Genomic DNA, 23,996 nt, shown 5'->3' with positions numbered 1-23,996 from the left:
GCACATGGGCGCGGACGGCCCCGGCGGGGTCCGCCGGGGCGCCGGGCTCAGGGGCAGCGGATCACCTGGCCCGCGTACGAGAGGTTGCCGCCGAAGCCGAAGAGCAGGACGGGTGCGCCGCTGTGCACCTCGCCGCGCTCCACCAGCTTGGACAGGGCCATCGGGATCGAGGCCGCGGACGTGTTGCCGGAGTCCACGACGTCCCGGGCGACGACCGCGTTGACCGCGCCGATCTTCCTGGCGATCGGTTCGATGATCCGCAGGTTGGCCTGGTGCAGCACCACGGCGCCCAGTTCCTCCGTGGCGACGCCGGCCTTCTCGCACACCTTGCGGGCGATGGGTGGCAGCTGGGTGGTGGCCCAGCGGTAGACGGACTGCCCCTCCTGCGCGAAACGGGGCGGCGTCCCCTCGATCCGTACCGCGTTGCCCATCCCGGGCACCGATCCCCACAGGACGGGGCCGATCCCGGGCCGTTCGACGCCGTCCGGTTCCGCGACGACGACCGCCGCGCCGGCCCCGTCGCCGAGCAGGACGCAGGTGCTGCGGTCGGTCCAGTCGGCGATGTCCCCCATCTTGTCGGCCCCGATGACCAGGACGCGTTCGGCCGCACCGGCCCGGATCGCGTGGTCGGCGGTGGCGAGGGCGTGGGTGAAGCCGGAGCAGACCACGTTGATGTCCATCACCGCGGGCGATTCCATCCCGAGCCGGGCGGCGACCCGCGCGGACATGCTCGGGGAACGGTCGATCGCGGTGGAGGTGGCGACGAGGACCAGGTCGACCTCGGCGGGCAGGAGCCCGGCCCCGGCGAGCGCCTTGGCCCCCGCGTGCGCGGCCAGCTCGTCCACCGGCTCGTCGGGTCCGCCGATGTGCCGGGTCCTGATGCCCACGCGGCTGGTGATCCACTCGTCGCTGGTGTCGACCATGGCCGCCAGGTCGTCGTTGGTGAGCACCTTGGCGGGCTGGTAGTGGCCGAGCGCCACGACACGTGAGCCGGTCATGTACGGGATCCCCTCGCTACGTATGGCAGGAACCATCCAGTCTTGGTCGCTACCGACCGGTACGCGGTCACGTGTTCCCACAGGAATCACGCCCGGCCGTTGGAGGCTTGACAACAGTCCCGTACGCCTCTTGCGACACATGGGACGCTGTCGCACCCCCGGTGCAGGACAATGGGACCGCCGGGGTCACCGCTCCGCACGACACTCCGGTGACCTGCGGCGACCTCCGTATCGAGGGCCGGTCCGGCTTCCGCGGCGTTCCGGCCTCCACCACGCAAGGAGTCGGGTCAACCGCTATGGGACGGGTCACCGAGCGCCGCCGCACCATCCGCATCCGGGACGGGGCGGTCTCCGTCCGTCCCGACACGCTCGTCGCCGAGGAGCCGCTGGAGATCAGGCTGAACGGCAGGCCGCTCGCCATCACGATGCGCACGCCGGGGGACGACTTCGCGCTCGCCGCGGGCTTCCTGGTGAGCGAGGGCGTCGTCGGGGACGGTTCCGAGGTGCGGTCGATCGTCTACTGCGCCGGGGCGACGGCGGACGGCGGCAACACGTACAACGTGGTGGACGTGCAGCTCGCCCCCGGTGTGCCGGTCCCCGACATCACACTCGAACGCAATGTGTACACCACCTCGTCCTGCGGGCTGTGCGGCAAGGCGAGCCTGGACGCGGTGCGCACCTCGACCCGGCACCCGATCGCCGACGCTCCCCCGGTCCGGATCGAACCCGCCCTGCTCTCCGCCCTCCCCGACCGGTTGCGCGCCGCGCAGCGGGTCTTCGACCGGACCGGCGGGCTGCACGCGGCGGCGCTGTTCTCCGAGACGGGCGAGCTGCTCGACGTCCGGGAGGACGTCGGCCGGCACAACGCGGTGGACAAGCTGGTCGGCCGGGCGCTGACCGACCACCGGCTGCCGCTGTCCCGGGCGATCCTGCTGGTGTCGGGGCGGGCCTCGTTCGAACTGGCCCAGAAGGCGGTGATGGCCGGGATCCCGGTGCTCGCCGCGGTCTCGGCGCCGTCGTCGCTCGCCGTCGACCTGGCGGACGAGACCGGGCTGACCCTGGTGGGCTTCCTGCGGGGCCCCTCCATGAACGTGTACGCGGGCGGGCACCGCATCGCCCTGCCGGCGGAGGTCGCCGGGGGCTGAGGCCCCGCCCGCCGTACGGACCGCCGGACCGTACGGCGGGCCCCCGGCCGCACAGGCATCCGGCCCGTGCGGTCCGCCGAGCCGCACGGTCCGCCAAGCCAAGCGGTCAGCCCGCGACGGCGGGTTCCCGGGTCGCCGCCGCGCCCGTCGTGTGCTCCTCCTGCGGGTCGCGCGAGCGGCGCTTGGCGATCACCGCGCACACCATCAGCTGCATCTGGTGGAAGAGCATGAGCGGCAGCACGGCGAGGGACGCCTGCGCCCCGAACAGGACGCTGGCCATCGGCAGCCCGGCGGCCAGGCTCTTGTTCGCGCCGGCGAACTGGATGGCGACGCGGTCCTCCCGGCCGAAGCCGAGCCGCTTCGCCCCGTACCAGCCGATCGTCAGCATCAGCGCGAGCAGCAGCGCCTCCACGCCGAGCAGCGCGCCGAGCCTGGCCGGGGTGACCTGGTGCCAGACGCCGGTGACCATGCCCGCGCTGAATGCCGTGTAGACGACGAGCAGGATCGAGCCCCGGTCGACCCGGCCGAGGATCTTCTTGCGGCGGGTGAGGAAGCCGCCGATCCAGCGGCGCAGCAACTGCCCGGCAATGAACGGCAGCAGCAGCTGGACCGCGATCCTCAGCAGCGCGTCCGCCGAGAACCCGCCGCCCTCCTCGCCGAGCAGGACGGACGCGAGCAGCGGGGTGAGGAAGATCCCGGCGATCGAGGAGAAGGAGCCCGCGCAGATCGCGGCGGACACGTTGCCGCGGGCGATCGAGGTGAAGGCGATGGACGACTGGATGGTCGACGGGACGAGGCAGAGGAAGAGCAGACCGCTGTGCAGTTGCGGCGTCAGTACGTACGGGACCAGTCCCCCGGCCGCCAGTCCGAACAGCGGGAACGCGACGAAGGTGCAGGCCAGCACGGTGAGGTGGAGCCGCCAGTGCCTGAGCCCCTCCAGGGTCTCGGCGGTGGAGAGCCGGGCCCCGTACAGGAAGAAGAGCAGGGCGACGGCTCCGGTGGAGGCGCCCTTCGCCACCTGCGCCGCGGTTCCCGATGCGGGCAGTATCGCCGCGAGCGCCACCGTGCCGATCAGGGCCAGGACGTACGGGTCGATCGGCAGCCAGGACGGCAGCTTCGGGGTGCGGCGGCTCATGTGCTCCACGTGTCCTCTTGGTTCGGGTCGTGCCCGCACCATGCTGCTCCCGATCCACGTGATCGGGAATCCCGTACACCGCTCTGACTGTCATCACGTTCGGCGATAGCCTGGAGGCATGTACGACCCGGCACAGCTGCGCACCTTCCTCGCCGTCGCCCAGACGCTGAGTTTCACCCGGGCGGCCCGGCGGCTGGGGGTGCGGCAGTCCACGGTGAGCCAGCACGTGCGGCGGCTGGAGGAGGCGGCGGGGCGGCAGCTGTTCGCCCGGGACACGCACCGGGTGGACCTCACCGTGGACGGTGAGGCGATGCTCGGTTTCGCCCGGACGATACTCGACGCCCACGAGCGGGCCGCGGCCTTCTTCACCGGTACCCGGCTGCGCGGGCGGCTGCGGTTCGGGGCCTCCGAGGACTTCGTGCTGACCCGGCTCCCGGAGATCCTGGAGTCGTTCCGCCACGACCACCCAGAGGTCGAGCTGGAACTGACGGTGGAGCTCTCCGGGACGCTGCACCAGCGCCTCGCGGCCGGCCGGCTCGATCTCGTCCTGGCCAAGCGGCGCACCGGGGACACGCACGGCGAGCTGGTCCGGCAGGACACCCTGGCCTGGATCGGCGCGCCGCGACTGCGGATCGATCCGGACCGGCCGGTCCCGCTGGTGCTGTTCCCGCCGCCGGGCATCACCCGGGCCCGCGCCCTGGAGGTCCTGGAGGAGCACGGCCGGTCCTGGCGGATCGCCTGCACCAGCACCAGCCTGAGCGGGCTGGTCGCGGCGGCCCGCGCGGGGCTGGGCGTGATGGCCCACAGCCGGGGGCTGATCCCGCCGGGGCTGGTGCCGGTTCCGGCCAGGGCGGGGCTGCCGGAGCTGGGCGGGGTGGATTTCGTCCTGTCGCACGGCCACCGGCGCGAGGGGTCGCGCGAGGCCGCCGACGCCCTGGCGGCGGCGATCCTCGCGGGCGGCGACCGGCTGGTCCGGGAGGCCGGGGCGGTCGCCGTACGGGACGGCGCCTGATCCCCGGTCCGTACGGTGCCGGGCGGCCACCGGCCCGTACGGGTCCGGGTACCCGTGGGCACTCGCCCCGACCCCAGCCGGACAAGTGAGGACGAACCACCCAGTACCGTCCGCTGTCGGGAGTGGCAGCGGCGTACAGATTCGGTGGAGATTCCGGTGCCCGTCGGCCGCTCGGCGGCCCCGACCGCGCCCGAGCCTTGCCCATCTGGCCGGATTTCGGTGGCCGAGCTGTGCATATGCCATGTTGTCGGCCGATACGGAGCCCTCCCGTCCCGCCGCTCGGTGGGGTAGCGTCACGGCGCTGTGCTGAGCCCATGAGGAGCAGGTCATTGCGCGAGTTCACTGTCCCGCCCATGACGGCCGCGCCCCTCGTGGGCGGGCTGGCCGACGTGGTGTTCGACCGGGCCGATGAGGACCCGCACCGGGTCGCGCTCGGCCGCAAGGACGCGAGCGGAAACTGGCGGGATGTCACCGCCGCCGCGTTCCGCGACGAGGTGCTGGCGCTGGCCAAGGGGCTGATCGCCCAGGGCGTCAGATTCGGCGACCGGGTGGCCCTGATGTCGCGCACCCGCTACGAGTGGACGCTCTTCGACTTCGCCCTGTGGTCGGTCGGCGCGCAGTCCGTGCCGGTCTATCCGACGTCCTCGGCCGAGCAGGTCCGGTGGATGCTGCACGACGCCGACGTGTCCGCCGTCGTGGTCGAGCACGAGGACCACGCGATGACCGTCGCTTCGGTGATCGACCGGCTGCCCCGGCTCGAACGGCTGTGGCAGCTGGACGCCGACGCGGTGGCCGACCTGGTCGCCGCGGGCACGCGGATCGAGGACGAGGTGGTGCACCGTCACCGGCGCGCGGTGACGCCCGAGTCGGTGGCGACCGTCATCTACACGTCGGGGACGACGGGCCGCCCCAAGGGCTGTGTGATCACGCACGCCAACTTCATGTTCGAGACGGACACCATGGTCTCCCGCTGGCAGGAGGTGTTCCGCTCCGCGCCCGGCGACGAGGCGTCCACCCTGCTCTTCCTGCCGCTGTCCCACGTCTTCGGCCGGATGGTCGAGATCGCGGCGCTCCGCGGCCGGGTGCGGCTGGGCCACCAGCCGGAGATGTCGGCCAGGGCGCTGCTGCCGGACCTGGTGTCGTTCCGGCCGACGTTCGTCCTGGCGGTGCCGTACGTGTTCGAGAAGGTCTTCGGCGTGGCCCGGCGCAGGGCCGAGGCGGAGGGCCGGGCGGGGCCGTTCGACAAGGCGGTGGACGTCGCCGTGAAGTACGCCGAGGCGATGGAGGAGCGGGCGTTCGGGACCGGTCCGGGGCCGTCCGCCGGGCTGCGGGTGCAGCACCAGTTCTTCGACAAGGTCGTGTACCGCAGGGTGCGCGAGGCGATGGGCGGCCGGATCCGGCACGCCATGTCCGGCGGCTCGGGCATGGACCGGCGGCTCGGGCTGTTCTTCGAGGGCGCGGGCGTCCGGATCTTCGAGGGGTACGGGCTGACCGAGACATCCGCCGCGGCCACCGCCAACCCGCCGGAGCGCCCCCGGTACGGGACGGTCGGTCAGCCGATTCCCGGCACGACCGTGCACATCGCCGAGGACGGCGAGGTGTGGGTGCACGGCGACCACGTGTTCTCCGGTTACCTCGGCGACCCCGACTCCACCGAGGCGGTGCTGCGCGACGGCTGGCTGGCCACCGGCGACCTGGGTTCGCTCGACGAGGACGGCTATCTGACGATCACCGGGCGGAAGAAGGAGATCCTGGTGACCTCGGGCGGCAAGAGCGTGTCGCCTACCGGCCTGGAGGAGCGGGTGCGGGCGCATCCGCTGGTCGCGCAGTGCATCGTGGTGGGCAACGACCGGCCCTACATCGCGGCGCTGGTCACCGTCGACCAGGAGGCGGTGGACCACTGGCTGTCGATGCAGGGCCGGTCGCCGCTGGAACCGCGGGAGCTGGTGCGCGACCCGGACCTGGAGACGGAGATCCGGCGGGCGGTGGTGGCCGCCAACACGGCGGTCTCGCAGGCCGAGTCGATCCGCACGTTCCGGATCCTGGCGCATCCGTTCAGCGAGGAGCACGGTCTGCTCACCCCGTCGCTGAAGCTGAAGCGCAGGGCGATCGAGACGGCGTACGCGACGGAGGTCGACGCGCTGTACCACTGAGGCACCGGGGTGCCCCGGCGGTACGGCGCGTACGACGTGCCGCGCGGCACCGGGCTATGTGATCGAGACGCGGAACAGCTTGTCCGAGCCGTCCGGTTCGTTCCCCTTGTTGTCGCAGTTGGTGGTGGACAGCCACAGCTGGTCCCGGCCGGGCACCTCGGTGACGGTGCGCAGCCGGCCGTACGTGCCGACGTAGTAGGCGCTCGGCGTGCCGAGGTTCTCGGTGTCACCGGTGATCGGCACCCGCCACAGCCGTTCGCCCTTCAGGGCGGCCATGTAGATGACGTTGCGGACGACGGCGATTCCGCTGGGCGACGCCTCGGAGACGTTCCAGGTCTTCTTCGGGTTGGTCATGCCGGACGTGGTGCAGCTGCCCTCGCAGATGGGCCAGCCGTAGTTCTTCCCCGGTTTGATGAGGTTGAGTTCGTCCTTCTTGCTGTCGCCGAACTCCGCTTCCCACAGGCGGCCGTTGCGGTCGAAGGCGAGCCCCTGCGGGTTGCGGTGGCCGTAGCTGTAGACGTGGTTGCCGAACGGGTTGCCGGGGGCGGGTTCGCCGTCCGTGGTCATCCGCAGGATCTTGCCGTTCAGCGAGTCCTTGTCCTGGGCGAGGTCGGGGGTCTGGGCCTCGCCGGTCGACGCGTACAGGTAGCCGTCGGGGCCGAAGGCGAGCCGTCCGCCGTTGTGGTAGCGGCTCTTCTTGATGCCCTGGAGCAGGACCTCGTACCCGCTGAGCGAGCTGCCGTCGTAGGTCATCCGGGCGATCCGGTTGCCCTCCGCCGCGGTGTGCATGAAGTACACGCGGTGGTTGGTGGACCACTTCGGGTCGACGGCGACGCCGAGCAGGCCGCCCTCGCCGTTCGTCGTGACGGCCTCGGGCACCGATCCGACCCGGGTGCGGGCCCCGTCGGCCGTGGCCCTGAAGACCTCGAAGCCGTCCCGCTCGGTGACCAGGGCGGTCTTCCCGTCGGGCATCCAGTAGGTGCCCCAGGGGATGGACCAGCCGGTGGAGACGGTGGTGATGCCGGACGGGACGCCGCCGTCGGTGGCGCAGGCCGGGGTGGTGAAGGTGACCGCGTTGCTCGGTGGGGAGGCGTTGCCCGCCGCGTCCTCGGCGACGATCTCCAGGGTGTACGGGCTGGCGCAGGCGAGCCCGGTGAGGGTGGTCGTGGTGGCCGGCGGGGTGCCGGTCACGGTCTTGTAGACGGTGCTGCCGCTGCGCACCTCGTAGGCGGTGACGCCCTTGTCGTCCGTGGCCGCACCCCATTTCAGGACCACGCCGTTCGCGGTGAGGTCCGAGGCCGACAGGGTGCCGGGGGCCGAGGGGGCGGTGGTGTCGTCGCTGCGCAGGGTGGTGCAGTCCACGATCGGGCTGACCGAGGACACGTTGCCGGCCACGTCCCGGGCGAACAGCGTGAGGTTGTACGTGGTGCCGGGGGTGAGCCCGGTCAGTTTCTTCGTCGTGGCGGTGCCGGGCGCCTCGCCGAACTTGTTGCCGTGTTCGTAGATGTCGTACGCGGCGACGCCCACGTCGTCCGTGGACGCGGTCCAGTTCAGCGTGATGCTGTTCTCGGTGACTCCGGTGCAGGTGGGCTGTCCGGGGGCGGTGGGCGCCTCGGTGTCCGAGGGGGCGACCGTGACGTCGAGGTAGTCGAGGTTGGGCAGTCCGCCGGCCGTCGTGGACGTCAGCCGGACCTTGTTGGTGCCCGCCTTCAGCGGGGTGGTGAGGGTGGAGGTGGCCCAGGTGTCCCAGTCGGTGGTGGCGGCGAAGGAGCGGGCCGCCGAGACGACCGTGCCGCCGACGGCGACGTCCGCGGGCCGGTCGGCCGTCGTGCCGTTGGAGTAGCGGATGGCGATCTTCCCGGTTCCCGTGGTGGCCGCGGTGACGGTGAACTCCACGTAACTGCCCACGACGTTGTCGCCGTTGACGAAGCCCGTCCCCGAGTAGCCGGAGTGGTTGGACTCGGCCGCGCCCTCGACGATCGTCGCGGACTCCGCCTCGTACCGGTCGGCGGCCGCGGCCGCCGATCGCGGGGCCGCCTGCGTCGGGCCGGCGCAGAGCAGCATCGCCGTGAGGGCCGCCGCTCCGCCCCGTGCCGCGGTGAGTGTTCTGGTACGCATCTTCCACAACCTCCGTCAGGGAACCCAGTAGTTGCCGGACGCGACGATCATGGTCTGCAACTGGACGCTCGCGCCGTAGTAGAGGTCGGGGTCGATCGGTGTGGTGGCGAGCTTGTTCCACAGCGCGTCGAGCCAGGCCCGGGAGCCGGGGTCGGTCAGCGCGGTCACGACGAACGGGGCGGTGAACGCCATGTCGTTGCCGTCGTCGAGCACCGAGCCGTCCAGGCGGTAGCCGCTGCCGATCCGGTCCGGGTCGCCGCCGGTCTCGGCCTTGATCCAGGAGTTGAGCCTGCGGGCCGCGGCGAGCGAGGCGGTGTCGCCGCTGGTGACGGCGTCGGTGCCGATGCGCCACGGGTCGCGGCAGGCGTTCCAGGAGTAGTCGCCGTCGTTGGGCGATTCGAGCACCTCGCCCGGTGCGGGCGCGGGCGTGCCGTCGGTGTCGACGACGAAGTCCGCCAGCAGTCCCGTGCCGGGGGCGTACTCGGACTGCTGGGAGGCGATCAGCTTCTGGTGGGCCGTGCGCACGGTGCCCCAGGTGCGGTCGCCGGTGGCGGTCTCGAAGGCGCGGAAGTGGTCGATCATCCAGTCCGAGGAGCGGGTCGTCCAGTAGTGGGACTCCTCGGAGTCCGACCAGTCGCCGAGCAGCATCAGGTGCGTGGTCGGGTTGACCTCGCTCTCCTTGATGGCTTCGATGTGCTTGATCGCGAGGTCCTTGTAGTCGTACGCGCCGGTGGAGCCCCACTGCTTGTCGGCGAGGAGCAGACCGTAGGCGACGTCGAGGTCCCCGTCGGTCGCGGAGTCGGAGCCGTCGACGCTCCGGCAGGAGGAGTCCTGTTCGGCGGCCAGGAGGTCGGGGTCGTTCACCGAGGGGTGGGCCAGCATGTACTCGACCATGCCGTCGAAGACGGTCCTCGCCTGTGGATCGGCGCCCGCCATCGTGGCGGTGACGACCATGCCGTAGCCCTGGGCCTCGGCGACGTAGGGGTGGTCGGCGTCCGGCGAGATGACCTGGTACCAGCCGTTGCCGCAGTTCTGCCGGACGAACGCGGCCTTCCACGCCTCGTACGCCTCGATCACGGCACGGTCGAGGTCGGACTGCGCGCCGGACGGCTTCAGCGTCCCCGCCGCATAGGGGAACAGGTGGCTGCCGAAGGGCACCGCGGGTCCGTCGGCGGCGGGGGCCCCGATGTCGAGGCGGTCCAGGTTGGGGCCGCCGTTCGCCGTGGTCGCGGTGGCCCGGACGGTGCTGGTCCCGGCGGCGAGGCGGACGGCGACGGTCTTCGTGGCCCAGGTGTCCCAGGAGCCGGTGGAGCTGAACGGTACGCCGGACGCGACGACGGTGCCGTTGACGCTGATGTCCATCGGGCGGTCGGTGGTGGTCCCGTTGGCGTAGCGGACGGCGAGCGAGTCGCCGCCGGTGGCGGTGTCGACCGTGAACTCCACGGACGATCCGGTCGCGTTGGTGTAGTCGACGAAGCCGGTGCCGGAGTAGCCGGTGTGGTTCGTCGCCACGGCCGCCCGGGTCAGCCGGGCGTCCTCGGCCTCGTACCGGGCTGCCGCCGCGGTGGTGGACGGCGGTGCGGCGGACGGCGGAGTGGTCATCGCCTCGGCGGACGGCACGGCGAGCAGGGGCAGGATCAGACAGCCGATGCCTGTGAGGACTGCCACCGAGCGGCGTGGGGGTGCGGCAGGGTGCACGGGTGTTCCCTTCCGGTTCTCGGTGTTAGGAAAGGTTCCTAACCGATACTGCATGGGATTCCCCGCGGAGCGATCCGTCAATACCTCCCGCGGGCCCAAATCCCTTACGGATCAAGCAGGTTCGAGCGATGCGCGGCGCCGGGCGGGGCGGACCGGCCGAGGAACATCGGGCGACGGGGAATGCATGGCGCACCCCGGTCGTTCCCCTTTGGACGTACCACCCGACGACGTAAGGATCGACCGCTCGTGAGCCAGGTCCCCTCCATCACCCTCAACAACGGCGTCGAGATGCCGCAGCTCGGTTACGGCGTCTGGCAGGTGCCGGACGACGAGGCCGAGAAGGCGGTCGCGACGGCCATCGAGTCCGGGTACCGGAGCATCGACACCGCCGCGATCTACGAGAACGAGCGGGGCACGGGCAAGGCCGTGGCCGCCTCCGGCGTCCCCCGCGAGGAGCTCTTCGTCACCACCAAGCTGTGGAACGGCGACCAGGGTCACGACGCGACCCTGCGCGCCTTCGACGCCTCGCTCGACCGGCTGGGGCTCGACTACGTCGACCTGTACCTGATCCACTGGCCGGTGCCCGCCAAGGACGCGTACGTCGACACCTACAGGGCCTTCGAGAAGATTCACGCCGAGGGCCGCGCGAAGGCCATCGGCGTCTCGAACTTCCTGCCCGAGCACCTGGAGCGCCTGCTCGGCGAGACCTCCGTGGTCCCGGTGCTCAACCAGATCGAGCTCCACCCGCAGCTCCAGCAGGCCCGGTCGCGCGCCTTCCACGCCGAGCACGGCATCCGGACCGAGGCGTGGTCGCCGCTGGGTCAGGGCAAGGGCCTCCTGGAGGTCCCGACGATCGTCGCGATCGCCCGGAAGCACGACCGCACCCCCGCCCAGGTGGTGCTCCGCTGGCACCTCCAGATCGGCAACGTGGTGATCCCGAAGTCCGTGACACCGTCCCGGATCGTGGAGAACATCGACGTGTTCGGCTTCGAGCTGGACGCGGACGACCTGGCCGCGCTCGCCGCGCTCGACGAGGGCAAGCGCCTCGGCCCGGACCCCGCCGAGTTCAACGTCGGGGCCTGACGCCCCTTCCGCGCACCGCCGGGGCGCACGGTACGGCCCCGGCGGCGAGGCACACCGCACGACGCGGCACAACACGGCACGGCAGCGCCGGGCACGCCCCTTCGGGCACACCCGGCGGAACACGGAACGGACCGCCGCCCGGTCTCGGAGCCGGGCGGCGGTCCGCCACGCGGGAAGGACCGGAACAACATGAACGGGGACGGCGCGCCCGTGGTCGCAGCGGGCCGCTACCGGCTGCGCAATGTGGGCAGCGGGCTGCTGCTGGGGGTGCACGGCGCCGCCAAGGGCGGCGGCGCCCCGGTCCGGCAGGCCGAGGAGAGCGGCTCGCCGGACCAGCTCTGGCAGCTCTCGCCGGTGCACGAGGGCGCGGCGCTCCACCACCTGGTCAACGTCCACAGCGGGAAGCGCCTGGACGTGGCCGACGCCTCCACCGAGAACGGTGCCGTGGTCCAGCAGTGGCGGGCCAACAACTACGGCGCCCAGGAGTGGCTGATCGAGCGGCACCTGGAGGCGCCGGGGGTGGTGACGCTGGTCAGCTTCGTCAGCGGACTCGTCCTCGAAGTGGCCGACGGCAGCACCGCGGACGGTGCCCGGATCCAGCAGTGGGAGGACACCGACTCCCCCGGCCAGTGGTGGCGGCTGGAGGCTGTACGGGACGACGCCTCCGGGACATAGCCGGATGCGGGCCGGCCCGGGGATGTGCGCGCGGATGCCCGCGGTCCGGGGTCCTGGCGGCCCTTCGGGACCGTGCCGACCGGGCCGTCACCCGACTGGACCGGGACGGCCCGCCGGTCCCCCGGCGGCCGGGACATGGGCGGCGTCTGCCACGCCGTCACCACGTTCCGCCGGCCGGTCACCGGGCCCCGCCGAGGGCGCGGGCCGGGAACGAGCCCGAGGACCGGGCCCCGGAACCGGGAAGGAACCGGAGCCCGGCGGCCGTGCACCGCACGACCGTTCCGGTCGACTGGCAGTACCCAGCCGTCCGGTTTTAGTATGGCCTGACAGGTTTTCGGACGTGTCAGTCGTCCTTCGGGTGCGGGTATCCGACCGGGTCACCCCGGTCGGATAGCCTGAATGGAGCCCCGGCCCGATTACGGCGGGCCGGGGTTCCATGCTGCCCGAGCGACTGGACTACCAGTCCTTGCCACCGTTGTCGTGGTGACGCTCGAGCACCCGGAAGCTGCCCACGACGCCGTTCTTGACCCACACGCCGCCCTCGACGTGCCCCGGGTGCACCCCGTTGCTGTCGCTGTGCGGTCCGACGGTGGCGATGGGGGCGCCGTTGTCGCAGGTGGCGCCGCGGAAGACCTCGACGGTCCGGCGGCTGTCGTTGCGGATGTTGAGGGTCTTGGAGCCGAGGCCGCTGACCACGGTCACACAGCCGCCCGGGTCGTCGCTGTACGTCCGCTCGTTGATGTGGATGCGACCCTCGTAGTGGTCACGGCCCTCGTCGTGGCCGCCTCGCTCGTTGCCCTTGCCCTCGTTGCCCTTGCCGACGTCGCCGCCACCGAGAGCCGAGCCGGGAACGGCCTGCTGAACGGGGCGGGCCACCTCGACCGGCGCGGTGCCGGCAGCCGAGGCGTAGGTGATGCCGGTGGCGGCCAGGGCAGCAGCAGCCGCGACGGCGGCCGTGACGATGGTGGAACGGGTGATCATTTTGCTTCTCCTGTCTCAGAGAGATCGACCGGGCAGTCGATCTGTGAATGAACGTACTGAATGATCCTCATACGTGTCATATCGGACACGACGGAGATTGACGCCCACACTCTGATCGAGGTACGAAAATACGCCATATGCTATTTTCATATCATTAGACGGCGCATCAACTCACCTAAAAACAAAGGGAGTTGATGCGCCATTAGTCTGCTCAGGGGACTTTCTGATGCCTGCTCACCCCGGCGGAAGCGTGTCTTCCCTTGACACCGTCCGGACAGCGAGCCGCCCGCCTTCCGATCCTCGCCCCGGCTCCCCGGCGAACCCGCCGAGGAGCGGCCTGTGGGCGTACCGCAACAGGGCTCCCACCAGGCCTTTCGTCCCCGCCGGGCCCCGTCGGCCCCGCCTGCCTCGTCGCCCCCGTCAGCCCCTGTCAGCCCCGTCGGCCCAGGTGCACGGTGCGCACCGAGAGCAGGAAGAGGTCGGGGCGGCGGCGCAGCCCGGCCGGGTCGTCGGGGTCGAGCAGCCGGTCGAGCGCGGCGGCGTCCTCGGCCGTGAGGTACTCCGCGAAGGCCTCGCGCCGCCGGCCGAACTCGATGACGGCATCGTCGCGGACCGGCTCGGGGACCGGCGCCGGGATGTCCAGCAGGAAACTGCGGGTGCCCTGCGGCTCCAGTCCCACCGCAGCGAACAGGGCGTTCCAGTCCTCGGATTCCCGCTTGGCGTCGGGCAGTGCCGCCCGCATGTCCTCGAACCGCTCCGTATTGATCGCTTCGAGCCTGGTCTCCAGGCCGGGCCGCCCGAAGCCGATGTCGCGCGGGAGCTGGCGGGGCTGCAGCCCGCCCTCGACCAGGGCGACGGTCCCGCCGGGGCGCAGCAGTCCGGCGAACCCGGCGAGCGCGGCGCGCTGGTCGCCCATGTGGTGCAGGGTGTTGCCCACCCAGATCAGGTCCGCCTCGCCCAGTCCGCCGAGGTCGTCGGGGAGGTCGGCCTGCCGCACCCGGACCCGGTCGCCGAGGCCGAGCCGTTCGGCGCGCTCCCCGGTGCGCTCCAGGAGCGCCGGGGTGCCGTCGACGGCGACGACCTCCGCCTCGGGGAACATCCCGGCGAGCAGGCAGGTGACCACTCCGGGGCCGCTGCCGATGTCGAGCACCCGGCGCACCTGCGGGGCCGTGGGGAGCCCGGCGATCCAGCGGGCCGCCTCCTCGTACTGCGGGCGGCTGATCTCGGCGTTCTGCTCCAGCAGCGGCCCCATGGCGTCCCAGCCGATGCCGTCGGGAGTCCCGTGACCGACGTGGGAGGAGTGGGCGGAGTGGCCATGGCGGCCGTGGGAGGGGTCCTGGTGGTGGCGGGGGTCGTGGGCGGCACTCTCGTGGTGGCCGTGGGCGTGCTGACTCATGCAACCAGCCTCACCGCGGCCCGGCCCCCTGGCCAGATTTGTTGCCGGTTCGGCAAGCCGCCCGTCGTGCGGCTCCCCCGCCGCCCGGCCCGCCGGGCGGCGGGAAGGCGCCGCATCGCCCCGAATCACCTCGACCGATGACTCCGGGACACATCGCACCGAATCGTCACCTGGATATTGCCGGTGGGCCCCTGGGCCCATAACTTGCGTTTATGGAGCTGGAGTTGCGCCATCTGCGAACCGTACGTGCCATTGCCGACACCGGAAGCCTGACCAAGGCGGCCGCGACCCTCGGGCTCGCCCAGCCCGCGCTGAGCGCACAGCTGCGCCGGATCGAGAAAGCGCTCGGCGGTCCGCTCTTCGACCGGGACCACACCGGTGCCCGGCCCACGCTCCTGGGCGAGCTGGTGCTCGAACGGGCCCGGGTGGTGCTGCCCGCGGTGAGCGAGCTCCAGGAGGAGGCGGTGCGGTTCGCCAACGCCTGGGGCACGATGGAGCGCTTCCGGCTGGGCGGTACGCACGGGCCACTGCTGGGTGGTCTCGTGGACCGCCTGGTCACGGCGCACCCGACCGCGCCGGTATCGACGTACACCTCCTGGTCGGTGGCCGAGATCGCCTCCCAGCTGGTGGACGGGCGGCTCGACTTCGCCCTGATCGGCACCTGCGGGGAGAGCCCGCCGCCGGCGAACGACCGGCTGACGTGGCAGGTGATCGGCGTCGATCCGGTCTTCGTGATGCTGCCGGACTCCCATCCGCTCGCCGGCGAGCAGGAGCTCGACCTCTCCGCGCTGGCCGGGGAGTGCTGGGCGGACGTGCCGGGCGACGGCTGCTTCGCCGACTGCTTCGTCGGGGCCTGCGCCCGGGCCGGTTTCAGTCCGGTCTCGGTGTACGAGACGGACACGACGTCCGTCGTCCATCTGGTCCAGGTGGGGCGGGCGGTCGGGCTGTGCCGGGCCACCTTCCCGCCGACGCCGGGGGTGGTGACCCGGCCGATCGCCGGTTCGCCGCTGAGCTGGCGCCACCTGCTGGGCTGGCATCCCCGGTCGGCGGCGGCCGGGACGGCCGCCGGGGCCGTGAGCGGGCATACCCGGGCGGCGTACGCGGAGGCGGTGGGGCGCAGCGAGAGCTACACCCGCTGGCTCACCGCGCATCCTCGGTTCGGCGCGGCACTGTGACCCGTCGGCCCGTACCGCCCCGCGGCTACCTCGCGCCGTGCCCGGCGGCGACCGCCACCACCCGGGCGGCCAGGGCCAGGTCCTTCTCCGTGACCACGCCGCCCGCGTCGTGCGTGTTCACGGAGAGGGTGACGGTGTTGTATCCGAGGGTCAGGTCGGAGTGGTGGTTCAGCTCGTCCTGGATCGCGGCGACGTGCACGGTCAGCCCGGCGGCCGCGAAGTGGGTGGGCAGCCGGTAGGTGCGGGTGATCCGGTCCCCCTCCAGCGACCAGCCGGGCAGATCGCCCAGACGGTCCTCGATCTCCTCCTGCGACAGCGGTGCGGCGGGCATGCGGCGACTCCCTCGTCAACGGTCGGTGCCGGTCGGCGGTGCCGGTGACGTTACGGTCTGGGTATGACTACTGTCGCGCTCGACACGGGGGTAGGGCCGCTGCTGCGCAGCTGGCGGGAACAGCGCAGGATCAGCCAGCTGGAACTGGCGCTGCGCGCGGACTCCTCCGCCCGGCACATCTCCTTCATCGAGACGGGCCGCTCCCGCCCCAGCGAGGAGATGGTCCTGCGTCTCGCCGAGCATCTGGAGATCCCCGTCAGGGAACGCAACGCCCTTCTGGTGGTGGCCGGTTACGCCCCGCGCTACGCCCACACCCCGCTCGACGACCCGGCCATGGGTGCGCTGCGCGAGGGGGTGGAACGGCTGCTGGAGGGCTACGAACCGTATCCGGCGCTCGTCCTCGACGGCAGGTACGACGTGGTGGCGGCCAACCGGGCCGTGGCGATGCTGCTGGACGGCGTGGCCGAGCACCTGCTCGTGCCGCCGTTGAACGTCATGCGGATCACCCTGCACCCGGAGGGCCTGGCCCCGCGCATCCGGAACCTGCGGGCGTGGCGGGCCGATCTGCTGGCGCAGATGAGGCGTCAGATCGCCCTGGCCCGGTCGGTGGAGCTGCGCGAACTGTACGAGGAGGTCGCCGCCTATCCGGTGCCGGAGGGCTACGGGAGCCCCGAGGACGCCGCGGACGACGGGGGCGGTGACGCGTCCCTGCCCTTCGCCCTGCCCATGCTGATCGAGCACGGCGGGCACGTGCTCTCGTTCGTCTCCTCCATCGCGACGTTCAACACTCCGATGGACGTGACGGTGGCCGAGCTGGCGATCGAGACGTTCCTCCCCGCCGACCGGGACACCGCGGACCTGCTGCGCTCGCTCACCGCCTGACGGCCGGGCCCGACGCGCGGGCGGACGAGGACCCGGGCGGACGGGGCGGTACCGACGCGATCGACGGGCGCGGCCGACGGCCGCGCCCCGACGCGTCATGCGCCCGTTCCGCTCCCTCCGGTCGCCCGCCGGGCCCGGGCCGGCCGCGTCACGGCAACGGGATCTCGAAGTGCACGGTGCCGACGCCGGGTCCGTGCTCCCCCGTCGTACGGGCGTCGAAGATCTCCTTGGCCATGCCGTGCCAGAACGCCTCGGCGCCCTCGACGTCGACATTGGTGTGCAGGTAGATGCTGTCGTACCCGGGCGTCCCGGCGACGAAGGCGCAGGCCCGTTCCACGAGGGTGCGGGCCAGGCCGTGCCGCCGGTGCTCCGGACTCACGTAGACCCGCACGAGCTGTGCGGTGGTGCCCGGGGGGTAGCGCTCGGCGAGCCAGCGCGGGTGCGGCGGATGGGCCGGCCCCGTCGAGCGGATTCCGGTGGTGGCCACCACCCGGTCGTCGTGCACGGCGACCAGCAGCAGGTGGCGCGGGTCGTCCAGGTAGGTGCTCCCGATCTCGACGACGTCGCGGTGCCACTCGGGCACGTAGCCGTAGCCGAAGTCCCGGTAGAAGGTGTCGAGCATGACCCGGCGGGCGCCCTCCACATCGGCCGGGCCTGCGGGGCGCACGGTGTAGGGCGGCTTCGGGGGGTGGTTCATCAGATTCTCCTGGGGTGCGCGAGGGGCGCTGGGCCCGTCGCGCCGGGCGCGGGCGTACGACGGCGGGCGTGCGTCTCGTGGGCGGAGAAGCTGTGCCCCCATCAGATGACAATGAAAACGATTGCCGATAAGGTCCCTCTCGGTCAAGCGAGCGCGCCCTGGCCGGCGCTGCCGCCGTGACCGGATCACACCTCAACCGCGCCGTGAGAAGGGGAAGTCGTGGCTCATCTGCTGATGGTCGAGAGCTGGGTCGGGTCCATGAGCAGACTGCTGCCAAGGGCCGTCCGCGAGGCGGGGGACGAGTTCACCCTGCTGACCCGCGACCTGCACCACTACCTGCGTTCCGCCCCGGAGGGCACCGCGCACCCCCTCCTCTCGGCCCGCCACGTGCTCACCGCGGAGACCAACGACACCGGAGCGCTGCTGCCCTTCGTCGAGCGGGCCCACGCGGCCCTGCGCTTCGACGGGGTGATCACCTCCTGCGACTACTACCTCCCGACGGCCGCACGGATCGCGGGGCGGCTGGGACTGCCCGGTCCCACGCCCGAGGCGGTCGAGAACGCCTGCCGCAAGGACGCGACCCGCCGGGTCCTGGCCGGGGCGGGCCTCCCGGGGCCGCGGTTCGCCGTGTGCGAGGACTGGGCGCAGGCCGCCGCCGCGGCACATGACATCGGCTACCCGCTGGTGCTCAAGCCGGTGGACCTGTGTGCGGGGATGTTCGTGCGCCGCGTCGACGACGAGGCCGGACTGGCCCGCGCCCACCGCGCGCTCGCCGACTTCCCCGTCAACGCCCGCGGACAGCGCCGCGCCCCCGTGGTGCTGCTCGAAGAGCTCCTCGAAGGGCCGGAGGTGAGCGTGGAGACCGTGTCGCACGGCGGGACCGTGACGGTCGTCGGCGTCACGGACAAGAGCATCGGCGGGGCCCCCGCCTTCATCGAGACCGGGCACATGTTCCCCGCCGCCCTGGACCCGGCGGACACCGCGGCCGCCGGGGAGACCGCGTGCCGGGCGCTCCGGGCGCTGGGCCTGGACGGGGTCGTCGCCCACACCGAGCTCAAACTGACGGCCGACGGCCCCCGTCTGATCGAGGTCAACCCCCGGCCCGCCGGCAACCGCATCACCGAACTCGTGCGCCATGTGACCGGCATCGACCTCGCCGGTGCCTGCGTGGACGTCGCCCTCGGCCGCGAGCCGGACCTGCGCCGCCGCGCCACCGGACTGACCAGTGCCGCGATCGGTTTCCTGGTGCCGGACGAGGACGGGGTGCTGGAGGCCGTCGACGGCGCCGACGTCGTCCGCGCCGCGGACGACGTGCTGGAGCTGCGGCTCGCCGACCCCGGCCGGACCGTCCGGGCCGCGGGCAGCAACAACGAGTACCTCGGCCACGTCATGGCCGGCGACGCGCGGGGCCCGGCCGCCCGGGCCCGCGTCGAAGCCCTCCTCGCCCGGCTGCGCCCCCGGGTGGTGGCCGGATGACCGCCCTCACCGGCACGCCCGTCACGGCCCGTTCGTACGACGACCTCGTCGGGCGCGTACTGGCCGGCGACCTCGGCCCCGACCCGCGCACCCGGCGGATCGCGGTGGCCTTCACCACCCGGCAGGCGGTGCGCCACGAAGGGCGCGGCTCCGGCTACCGGAACGAGGTGCTGAGCCTGCGTCTCGCCGAAGCCGTGGGGTCCTGCGCGGTCGAGCCCGGAGAGCTGCCCGACGGCGCCGTCGAGGACTGCGTCGGCGCCGACGTCGCACGCCTCCTGGAGCACGAGCTGCCGCCCGTCCGGGTCGCCGCCCTCGACGCGTACCTCATGCACGTACTGCCGCACGGCCCCGGCAACGGAGCCCGGCCCTGCCCGCTGCCCGCCGGCACCTCGCTGGAGAAGTCCCGGGCCAGGGCCCGGTCCGTGGTGGAGCTGGTCGACGTCGGGCCCGGGGCGACCGTGCTCGTCGTGGGCGTGGTCAACTCGCTGCTGGAGGCCCTGCGGGCGCGCGGTCTCGCGTACGTCCCCTGCGATCTCAAGGGCGGCACGACCGAATGGGGCGAGCCGGTGCGCACCGACGCCCTGGCCGGGCTGGAGCGCTGCGACGCCGTCCTCGCCTCCGGCATGACCCTCGGCAACGGCAGTTTCGAGCCGCTGCGCCGAGGGGCGCGGCGGCGCGGCATCCCCCTGGTGATGTTCGCGCAGACCGGCAGTGCGGTCCTGCCCCGCCTGATCGGCTCGGGCGTCACCGCGGTCTGCGCGGAGCCGTACCCCTTCTTCTGGCTGGACGGCGGCCCGGGGACCATCCACCACTACGGAGGTGCCCGGTGACCACCGCCGTCCTCGACACCGCGCGCGCCGCGGGCAACCGGGAACTCCTCGGACTGCTCGGCCGCACCCCGCTCGCCCGCGTCACCGTGGACCTGCCGTGCCCGCAGCCGGGCTTCTGGGCCAAGCTCGAAGGGCTCGGCGCCGGCGGCATGAAGGCACGCGCCGCCGTCGCCATGCTGCTGGGCGCCCGGGAGCGCGGCGAACTGCGGCCGGGCGCACCCGTGGTGGAGTCCACCTCGGGAACGCTCGGCATCGGACTGGCCTTCGCCGGACAGGCCCTCGGCCACCCCGTCGTACTGGTCGGCGACATCGAGCTGGAGCCCTCGATGCGGCAACTGCTGGGCGCGTACGGGGTCCGTCTGGAACTCGTCGACCGTCCGGCGGCCGAGGGCGGCTGGCAGGCCGCCCGGCTCGCCCGGCTGCGCGAGCTGCTGGGGCTGCTCCCGGACGCGTACTGGCCCGACCAGTACAACAACCCGGACAACACGGCGGGTTACGCCTCCCTGGCGGTCGAACTGGTCGCCCAGCTCGACCACCTCGACGTGCTGGTGTGCAGCGTCGGAACCGGCGGCCACAGCGCCGGGATCATCGGACCGCTGCGGCGCCACTGGCCCGGCCTGCGGCTCATCGGCGTGGATGCCACCGGATCCACCATCTTCGGCCAGCCCGCCAGACCCCGTCTCATGCGCGGCCTCGGCAGCAGCATCCACCCGCGCAACGTCGCCTACGACGCCTTCGACGAGGTCCACTGGGTCGGCCCCGCCGAGGCCGTCGACGCCTGCCGCCGACTGGCCCGCGGCGCCTTCGTCAGCGGCGGCTGGAGCACCGGCGCCGTCGCCCTCGTAGCCGCCTGGGCCGCCCGCGTCCACCCCGGCGCGGTCGTCGCCACCGTCTTCCCCGACGGCCCGCACCGCTACCTCGGCAGCGTCTTCGACGACGACTTCACCACCGCCCACGGCATCGACCCCGCCACCGCCGCCGTCCGCCCCGTCGAGATCCCGCACCCCCGGGCCGTGGAGGCCACCGGCTGGGTCCGCTGCCGCACCGTCACCGATCCGCTCACCACCGCCCCGAAGGCGCAGCCGTGAGGGCCGGCCTGCGCACCGTGCGCCTCGACCTCGCCGAACCGCTGCGCATCTCCCGCTCCACCATGACGGCACGCGAGGCGGTCTGGCTGACCGTCGGGCACGAAGGGCTGCACGGCCACGGCGAGGCCGTCACCAGCGTGTACTACGGGCTCGACACCGCCGCCCTGGAACGGCTGCTGCACGCGGAGTCCCGGTGGCTGGCCCGCTTCCCCGATCCCGAGAGCGCGCTGGAGACCTTCCGCACCGGGGCACGGGCCGCCGCCCCGCCGGCCGTGACCGCCGCCGTGGAGTCCGCGCTGCTCGACCTGGCCGGCAGGCGGGCGGGCGTCCCGGTCCACCGGCTCCTGGGCTCCCGGGGAGCCCCGCCGCATGCCGCGACCGCCCGCACCATCGGCATCGTCGCCCCGGAGCGGGCCCGGACGCAGGCGGCCCGCCTCGTACGCGACGGCTTCCGGGTCCTCAAGGTCAAGGCCGGCGCACCGGACCCGGACGAGGACCTGGCCCGGGTCCGGGCCGTCCGCGCCGCGGCGCCCCGCGCCCGGCTGCTGCTCGACCCCAACGGGGCGTGGACCGTCCGGGAGTCCGAACGGCTGCTGCCGCTCTTCGCGGAGCTGGGTGTCGAGGCCGTCGAACAGCCCCTGGCCCCGGGCGATCCGGAGGCGCTGGCGAGGCTCGCGGAGCGCTCGCCGCTGCCCGTCGTCGCCGACGAGGACGCGGTCGGCGTCGAGGACGTCCGCCGGCTCGCCGGACGGGTCCAGGGCGTCAACGTCAAGCTGGCCAAGTGCGGCGGTGTCGGCGCCGCGCTCCGGATCGCCGAGCTGATCGCGGGCAGCGGAACCGAGCTGATGCTCGGCTGCCTGACCGCCAGCACCCTCGGCATCGCCCCGGCCGTCCACCTCGCCGACCGCGCCCGCTGGGTCGACCTCGACGGTCATCTGCTGCTCGCCGACGACCCGTGGACGGGCATCGGCGGCACCGACGGCACCGTCCGGGCGGGCGGGGCCCCGGGCCTGGGCGTGCGCGAGCGTGAGCGCGGCACCGGGGGGACCGGGGCATGAGGACGTGGCACGAGATACGTGGCTTCCCGCCCGCGGTCCGGCTCCTGCTGGTGAACCAGCTCGGTGTCAACACCGGTTTCTACCTGCTCGTCCCCTACCTCGCCCTGCACCTGGGGGAGGACCTGGGGATGTCCGCGGCAGTCGTCGGCACCGTGCTCGGTGTGCGCACCCTCAGCCAGCAGGGGCTGTTCCTCATCGGCGGGACGGCGTCGGACCGGCTCGGAGCGCGCGGCGTCATCATCGCCGGATGCGCCCTGCGCACCGTCGGCTTCGGGCTGTTCGCGCTCGGCGACGGACTGCCCGTGCTCCTGGCCGCCTCCGTGCTCAGCGGACTGGCCGGGGCACTGTTCAACCCGGCCGTGCGGGCCTTCCTCGCCCTGGAGGCCGGGGAACGCAAGACCGAGGCGTTCGCCCTGTTCAACGTCTTCGCCACCACCGGCGCCCTGCTCGGACCGCTGCTCGGCAGCGCCCTGCTGCTGGTCGACTTCCGTGCCTCCGCGCTCACCGCGGCCGGGATCTTCGCACTGCTCACCCTCGCCCAGGCCCTGGTGCTCCCGGCCCGCCGGGTCGTGCCGACCGGTGGCCGGGTCGTCGACGACTGGCGCGAGGTGATCGGCAACCGCGGCTTCCTCGCCTTCGCCCTGGCCGTGGTCGGCATGTTCACCCTGCAGAACCAGCTGTACCTGCTGCTGCCCGACGGGGCCCGGCGGGCGACCGGCTGGGAAGGCGCCGCAGGGCTCGTCCTCCTGGTCGGCGCCCTCGCCAACCTCTGCCTCCAGATGCGCGTCACCGCCGCGCTGAAGGAGCGGGCGAGCAGGGCGCACTGGGTCGGCGCCGGGCTCGCGCTGATGGGGCTGTCCTTCGTGCCGCCGATGGCGGTGTCGGGACACGGCACGGCCCCCGACGGCCCCGCGGACGCGGCGCTGCGCGCGCTGCCCGTCCTGGCCGGCTCCCTGCTGCTCCATCTGGGACTGATGCTGGCCCAGCCGTTCGTGATGGAGCTGGTCTCCGGCTTCGGCCGGCCCGAACTCACCGGCACCTGTTTCGGCCTGTTCCACATGGTCTCCGGCCTCGCCGCCGCCCTCGGCAACACGCTCGTCGGCTGGGCCATGGACACCGGTGACCGCACGGACGCGCCATGGCTGCCGTGGGTGTGCTGCCTGGTCCTCGGACTCGGCTCCGCCGTCGCCGTCGCCCTGCTGCACCGCCACCGGATCCTGCCCGCCCACCCCGCGACCGCGTGAGGAGCACACCCCCATGTCCACCACCGCGAACCTGCTCACCGACAACCCGGCGCTGTACGAGGCGCGTTTCCCCGACCCCGGACGGATCGCCGGACGCTGGGCCGAGGACTGCCTGCGCCGGTACGGGGCGCCCGGCCCCCGCGTCCTGGACATCGGCTGCGGCACCGGCCGCGACGCCGCCCACCTGCACCGCGCCGGTCGCACGGTCACCGGCGCCGATCTGTCCGCCGCGATGCTGACGTACGCCGGCGACCAGCACCCCGGCCCCGTGTACGTCCGGGCCGACCTGCACGGTTTCGATCTCGGGGCACGGGCCTTCGACGCCGTCGTGTGCCTGGACAGCGCCCTGTTGTACTGCCACACCAACGATCAGCTCGACGGGTTCCTGGCGTCCTGCCGCCGTGCGCTGGCGCCCGGCGGTCTGCTCGTCGCGGAGATGCGCAACGGCGCGTTCTTCCTCGGCCGCACGGAACTCCTCGGCTCCCCGTCCGTCAACGGTTTCACCTGGCAGGGCACCGGCTACCGCTCCACCACCACCCTGTTCGTGGACAGGGCCGCCCAGTTGCTGCGCCGGGTCCGGGTGTGGACCGCCGACGACGGTTCACCGCCGGTCGAGCAGCGCTCCGCGTGGCGCCTGCTCCTCCCCCAGGAACTGCGCCATCTGCTCGCGTTCCACGGCTTCGAGGTGCTCGCCCTGCACGACGGGCCGGGCCCGCGCACCGAGCCTGCGTGGCAGGAGGGCGACCTGCCCGCCGCGACCGCCGACGGCGACCGGCTGCACCTGGTGGCCCGCCTCGCCGCCGCGACCCGTCCCTGAACCC

General features: G+C 72.8%; 21 protein-coding genes. 13 read left to right on the top strand and 8 right to left on the bottom strand.

The window, feature by feature from the left end; translation table 11 throughout:
- Positions 1–47: 47 nt before the first annotated feature.
- On the bottom strand, positions 48–998 hold the full coding sequence (locus tag ABZZ04_RS30445; protein WP_356935442.1) for a beta-ketoacyl-ACP synthase III: 951 nt from the start codon (positions 996–998) through the stop codon (positions 48–50).
- 296 nt (positions 999–1,294) lie between these two features.
- Between ABZZ04_RS30445 and fdhD the strand changes: the two genes are divergently transcribed.
- Positions 1,295–2,143, top strand: coding sequence for a formate dehydrogenase accessory sulfurtransferase FdhD (fdhD, locus tag ABZZ04_RS30440; protein ID WP_356935441.1), 849 nt, complete (start codon positions 1,295–1,297; stop codon positions 2,141–2,143).
- Between the two features lie 106 nt (positions 2,144–2,249).
- Here the strand turns inward: fdhD and ABZZ04_RS30435 are convergent, their stop codons facing one another.
- Entirely contained in the window at positions 2,250–3,278 is a 1,029-nt protein-coding gene (locus ABZZ04_RS30435) for a bile acid:sodium symporter family protein (protein ID WP_356935440.1), read from the bottom strand.
- Positions 3,279–3,396: 118 nt separating this feature from the next.
- Here ABZZ04_RS30435 and ABZZ04_RS30430 point away from each other — a divergent pair, with 118 nt between their 5' ends.
- Both ABZZ04_RS30430 and ABZZ04_RS30425 read left to right on the top strand, forming a co-directional pair.
- Complete coding sequence (locus tag ABZZ04_RS30430; RefSeq protein WP_356935439.1) at positions 3,397–4,290, top strand: LysR substrate-binding domain-containing protein; 894 nt, start codon at positions 3,397–3,399, stop codon at positions 4,288–4,290.
- A gap of 353 nt (positions 4,291–4,643) precedes the next feature.
- The gene (locus ABZZ04_RS30425) at positions 4,644–6,443 is read left to right on the top strand and encodes an AMP-dependent synthetase/ligase (RefSeq protein ID WP_356935438.1); all 1,800 of its coding nucleotides are present in this window, start codon (positions 4,644–4,646) and stop codon (positions 6,441–6,443) included.
- Between the two features lie 54 nt (positions 6,444–6,497).
- On the opposite strand, the gene ABZZ04_RS30420 is transcribed toward ABZZ04_RS30425, so the two are convergent.
- Together ABZZ04_RS30420 and ABZZ04_RS30415 are read right to left on the bottom strand one after the other, a co-directional pair.
- Positions 6,498–8,561 (bottom strand): PQQ-dependent sugar dehydrogenase, encoded by a 2,064-nt coding sequence (locus ABZZ04_RS30420; RefSeq protein WP_356935437.1) that lies wholly within the window; start codon positions 8,559–8,561, stop codon positions 6,498–6,500.
- 15 nt (positions 8,562–8,576) lie between these two features.
- Entirely contained in the window at positions 8,577–10,163 is a 1,587-nt protein-coding gene (locus ABZZ04_RS30415) for a glycosyl hydrolase family 8 (RefSeq protein ID WP_356935469.1), read from the bottom strand.
- Positions 10,164–10,505: 342 nt separating this feature from the next.
- Between ABZZ04_RS30415 and ABZZ04_RS30410 the strand changes: the two genes are divergently transcribed.
- Together ABZZ04_RS30410 and ABZZ04_RS30405 are read left to right on the top strand one after the other, a co-directional pair.
- Positions 10,506–11,342, top strand: coding sequence for an aldo/keto reductase (locus ABZZ04_RS30410; protein ID WP_356935436.1), 837 nt, complete (start codon positions 10,506–10,508; stop codon positions 11,340–11,342).
- Between the two features lie 189 nt (positions 11,343–11,531).
- Positions 11,532–12,017, top strand: a complete 486-nt coding sequence (locus ABZZ04_RS30405) for an RICIN domain-containing protein (RefSeq protein WP_356935435.1) — start codon at positions 11,532–11,534, stop codon at positions 12,015–12,017.
- A 456-nt stretch (positions 12,018–12,473) separates the two neighbouring features.
- Here the strand turns inward: ABZZ04_RS30405 and ABZZ04_RS30400 are convergent, their stop codons facing one another.
- Entirely contained in the window at positions 12,474–12,998 is a 525-nt protein-coding gene (locus ABZZ04_RS30400) for a hypothetical protein (protein WP_356935434.1), read from the bottom strand.
- 430 nt (positions 12,999–13,428) lie between these two features.
- Positions 13,429–14,394: a class I SAM-dependent methyltransferase gene (locus ABZZ04_RS30395; protein ID WP_356935433.1), complete on the bottom strand. Its 966-nt coding sequence runs from the start codon at positions 14,392–14,394 to the stop codon at positions 13,429–13,431.
- Positions 14,395–14,606: 212 nt separating this feature from the next.
- On the opposite strand from ABZZ04_RS30395, the gene ABZZ04_RS30390 reads away from it, so the two are divergent.
- Positions 14,607–15,569, top strand: coding sequence for a LysR family transcriptional regulator (locus tag ABZZ04_RS30390; protein WP_356935432.1), 963 nt, complete (start codon positions 14,607–14,609; stop codon positions 15,567–15,569).
- Positions 15,570–15,594: 25 nt separating this feature from the next.
- On the opposite strand, the gene ABZZ04_RS30385 is transcribed toward ABZZ04_RS30390, so the two are convergent.
- The gene (locus ABZZ04_RS30385) at positions 15,595–15,900 is read right to left on the bottom strand and encodes a 4a-hydroxytetrahydrobiopterin dehydratase (protein ID WP_356935431.1); all 306 of its coding nucleotides are present in this window, start codon (positions 15,898–15,900) and stop codon (positions 15,595–15,597) included.
- A 63-nt stretch (positions 15,901–15,963) separates the two neighbouring features.
- Between ABZZ04_RS30385 and ABZZ04_RS30380 the strand changes: the two genes are divergently transcribed.
- On the top strand, positions 15,964–16,782 hold the full coding sequence (locus tag ABZZ04_RS30380; protein WP_356935430.1) for a helix-turn-helix transcriptional regulator: 819 nt from the start codon (positions 15,964–15,966) through the stop codon (positions 16,780–16,782).
- A gap of 148 nt (positions 16,783–16,930) precedes the next feature.
- Here the strand turns inward: ABZZ04_RS30380 and ABZZ04_RS30375 are convergent, their stop codons facing one another.
- Positions 16,931–17,479 carry a GNAT family N-acetyltransferase gene (locus tag ABZZ04_RS30375; RefSeq protein WP_356935429.1) on the bottom strand — a complete coding sequence of 183 codons (549 nt, stop codon included), beginning with the start codon at positions 17,477–17,479 and terminating at the stop codon, positions 16,931–16,933.
- Positions 17,480–17,698: 219 nt separating this feature from the next.
- On the opposite strand from ABZZ04_RS30375, the gene ABZZ04_RS30370 reads away from it, so the two are divergent.
- The 6 genes from ABZZ04_RS30370 to ABZZ04_RS30345 are packed head-to-tail and all read left to right on the top strand — an operon-like array spanning position 17,699 to position 23,992.
- Positions 17,699–18,955, top strand: a complete 1,257-nt coding sequence (locus ABZZ04_RS30370) for an ATP-grasp domain-containing protein (protein ID WP_356935428.1) — start codon at positions 17,699–17,701, stop codon at positions 18,953–18,955.
- Positions 18,952–19,785, top strand: coding sequence for a DUF364 domain-containing protein (locus ABZZ04_RS30365; RefSeq protein ID WP_356935427.1), 834 nt, complete (start codon positions 18,952–18,954; stop codon positions 19,783–19,785). The genes ABZZ04_RS30370 and ABZZ04_RS30365 overlap by 4 nt, the downstream gene beginning before the upstream one ends.
- Positions 19,782–20,873: a cysteine synthase family protein gene (locus ABZZ04_RS30360; protein WP_356935426.1), complete on the top strand. Its 1,092-nt coding sequence runs from the start codon at positions 19,782–19,784 to the stop codon at positions 20,871–20,873. Before ABZZ04_RS30365 ends, ABZZ04_RS30360 begins: the two co-directional genes overlap by 4 nt.
- Positions 20,870–21,931, top strand: a complete 1,062-nt coding sequence (locus ABZZ04_RS30355) for an enolase C-terminal domain-like protein (protein WP_356935425.1) — start codon at positions 20,870–20,872, stop codon at positions 21,929–21,931. The genes ABZZ04_RS30360 and ABZZ04_RS30355 overlap by 4 nt, the downstream gene beginning before the upstream one ends.
- Entirely contained in the window at positions 21,928–23,175 is a 1,248-nt protein-coding gene (locus ABZZ04_RS30350; protein ID WP_356935424.1) for an MFS transporter, read from the top strand. Before ABZZ04_RS30355 ends, ABZZ04_RS30350 begins: the two co-directional genes overlap by 4 nt.
- Positions 23,176–23,188: 13 nt before the next feature.
- Complete coding sequence (locus ABZZ04_RS30345; protein WP_356935423.1) at positions 23,189–23,992, top strand: methyltransferase domain-containing protein; 804 nt, start codon at positions 23,189–23,191, stop codon at positions 23,990–23,992.
- The last annotated feature ends 4 nt before the right edge of the window (positions 23,993–23,996 follow it).

Source organism: Streptomyces sp. NPDC006435 (assembly GCF_040612315.1).
Classification (GTDB): Bacteria; Actinomycetota; Actinomycetes; order Streptomycetales; family Streptomycetaceae; genus Streptomyces.
This window is presented reverse-complemented; position numbering and strand designations above follow the sequence as displayed.

What these genes read in the sequence shown, in the direction of transcription:
- ABZZ04_RS30435 (WP_356935440.1), bottom strand. Translation starts at nt 3,278, where the DNA reads ATGAGCCGCCGCACCCCGAAGCTGCCGTCCTGGCTGCCGATCGACCCG.
- fdhD (WP_356935441.1), top strand. Translation starts at nt 1,295, where the DNA reads ATGGGACGGGTCACCGAGCGCCGCCGCACCATCCGCATCCGGGACGGG.
- ABZZ04_RS30380 (WP_356935430.1), top strand. Translation starts at nt 15,964, where the DNA reads ATGACTACTGTCGCGCTCGACACGGGGGTAGGGCCGCTGCTGCGCAGC.
- ABZZ04_RS30375 (WP_356935429.1), bottom strand. Translation starts at nt 17,479, where the DNA reads ATGAACCACCCCCCGAAGCCGCCCTACACCGTGCGCCCCGCAGGCCCG.
- ABZZ04_RS30420 (WP_356935437.1), bottom strand. Translation starts at nt 8,561, where the DNA reads ATGCGTACCAGAACACTCACCGCGGCACGGGGCGGAGCGGCGGCCCTC.
- ABZZ04_RS30345 (WP_356935423.1), top strand. Translation starts at nt 23,189, where the DNA reads ATGTCCACCACCGCGAACCTGCTCACCGACAACCCGGCGCTGTACGAG.
- ABZZ04_RS30350 (WP_356935424.1), top strand. Translation starts at nt 21,928, where the DNA reads ATGAGGACGTGGCACGAGATACGTGGCTTCCCGCCCGCGGTCCGGCTC.
- ABZZ04_RS30400 (WP_356935434.1), bottom strand. Translation starts at nt 12,998, where the DNA reads ATGATCACCCGTTCCACCATCGTCACGGCCGCCGTCGCGGCTGCTGCT.
- ABZZ04_RS30395 (WP_356935433.1), bottom strand. Translation starts at nt 14,394, where the DNA reads ATGAGTCAGCACGCCCACGGCCACCACGAGAGTGCCGCCCACGACCCC.
- ABZZ04_RS30405 (WP_356935435.1), top strand. Translation starts at nt 11,532, where the DNA reads ATGAACGGGGACGGCGCGCCCGTGGTCGCAGCGGGCCGCTACCGGCTG.
- ABZZ04_RS30415 (WP_356935469.1), bottom strand. Translation starts at nt 10,163, where the DNA reads ATGACCACTCCGCCGTCCGCCGCACCGCCGTCCACCACCGCGGCGGCA.
- ABZZ04_RS30430 (WP_356935439.1), top strand. Translation starts at nt 3,397, where the DNA reads ATGTACGACCCGGCACAGCTGCGCACCTTCCTCGCCGTCGCCCAGACG.
- ABZZ04_RS30390 (WP_356935432.1), top strand. Translation starts at nt 14,607, where the DNA reads ATGGAGCTGGAGTTGCGCCATCTGCGAACCGTACGTGCCATTGCCGAC.
- ABZZ04_RS30425 (WP_356935438.1), top strand. Translation starts at nt 4,644, where the DNA reads ATGACGGCCGCGCCCCTCGTGGGCGGGCTGGCCGACGTGGTGTTCGAC.
- ABZZ04_RS30365 (WP_356935427.1), top strand. Translation starts at nt 18,952, where the DNA reads ATGACCGCCCTCACCGGCACGCCCGTCACGGCCCGTTCGTACGACGAC.
- ABZZ04_RS30385 (WP_356935431.1), bottom strand. Translation starts at nt 15,900, where the DNA reads ATGCCCGCCGCACCGCTGTCGCAGGAGGAGATCGAGGACCGTCTGGGC.
- ABZZ04_RS30445 (WP_356935442.1), bottom strand. Translation starts at nt 998, where the DNA reads ATGACCGGCTCACGTGTCGTGGCGCTCGGCCACTACCAGCCCGCCAAG.